Origin of the sequence: Microbacterium sp. bgisy207, from assembly GCF_965345035.1 — a bacterium.
Taxonomy (GTDB): Bacteria; Actinomycetota; Actinomycetes; order Actinomycetales; family Microbacteriaceae; genus Microbacterium.
Genome location: NZ_CBDRMG010000035.1, coordinates 1 through 1,105 on the forward strand (window position 1 = coordinate 1; position 1,105 = coordinate 1,105).

Annotated in this window: 1 protein-coding gene; it reads right to left on the reverse strand. The window is 66.8% G+C overall.

Annotated features, from left to right (window positions below; translation table 11 throughout):
- Positions 1–997: IS481 family transposase (locus tag ACSGC5_RS14905; protein WP_434971351.1), on the reverse strand; the 997-nt coding region annotated here is incomplete at its 3' end.
- Between the last annotated feature and the right edge of the window lie 108 nt (positions 998–1,105).

The following is a 1,105-nucleotide window of genomic DNA, read 5'->3' on the forward strand; positions in this document are numbered from 1 at the left end:
TGTACTGCCCAGGCAGGTTGTTTGAGATCCGGCTGATGGGCGGGAGCTTCCCGATCGCAGTGTGGGGCCTGTGGTGATTGTAGAAGTGCAGCCAGGCGGGCAGGGCTGCGCGGCGGGCTGATTCGCTGTTGTAGTGCTTCACGTAGGCCCAACCGTCGGCCATAGTGCGATGGAATCGCTCGATCTTCCCGTTCGTCTGCGGACGGTAAGGACGTGTGCGCTTGGGTGTGATGGCGAGCTCGGCGCAGACGCGTCGCCAGGCGTGGGAGCGGTAGGCGGGGCCGTTGTCCGAGAGGACCCGTTCGACGCGGACGCCGCGGTCGGCGAACCAGGACACGGCCCGTTGCAGGACGCCGATCGCGGTCTCGGCGCGTTCGTCGTCGTGGATCTCGGCGTAAGCGACGCGGGAGTGGTCGTCGATGACGGTGTGGACGTAGGCGGTGCCGGTGACCATGTCGCCGGCGATGCCTCGCTTTCCGGTGCGCTTGGCCGTGACTGCTCGGTTGCGGTCGCCTTGGGACCGTCCGACGTAGCGCCAGCCGCCGCCGTCGGGGATGTTGCCGAGCTTCTTCACGTCGACATGGATCAGCGCGCCGGGCTTGTCGTGCTCGTACCGGCGGGCGGGTTCCCCGGTCTTCACATCGACATGCGAGAGCCGGTTCAGTCGACACCGTTTCAGCACCGCGTGGACGGTCGAGGCCGGCATCCCGACGCGGTCGGCGATCTGGACCGGCCCCAGGCGCTTGCGGATCCGCAGGTGCACGATCTTCTTCACACGGTGCGTCGGGGTCTTGTTCGGATGCGCATGCGGGCGCGAGGACCGGTCGGCCATCCCCGCTTCACCGAGCTCGACGTAGCGTCGCGCCCATTTCGCGGCGGTGGGCCAGGAGACACGGAAGTAGTCCGCCGCCGCGGCGACCGTCCACTCCTCGTCGACGATCTTCTGTGCAAGACGGAGCCTTTGGCGCGGGGTGAGCGCCGCGTTAGCGTGAGACACGAGAACCTCCTGGTTCAGAGCGGATGCGGTAGCAGCTCCACTCTGCCGGGAGGTTCTCGTCACATCAGGGAAGCCAGATCAAACAACCTCCCTGGGCAGTACAGCTAG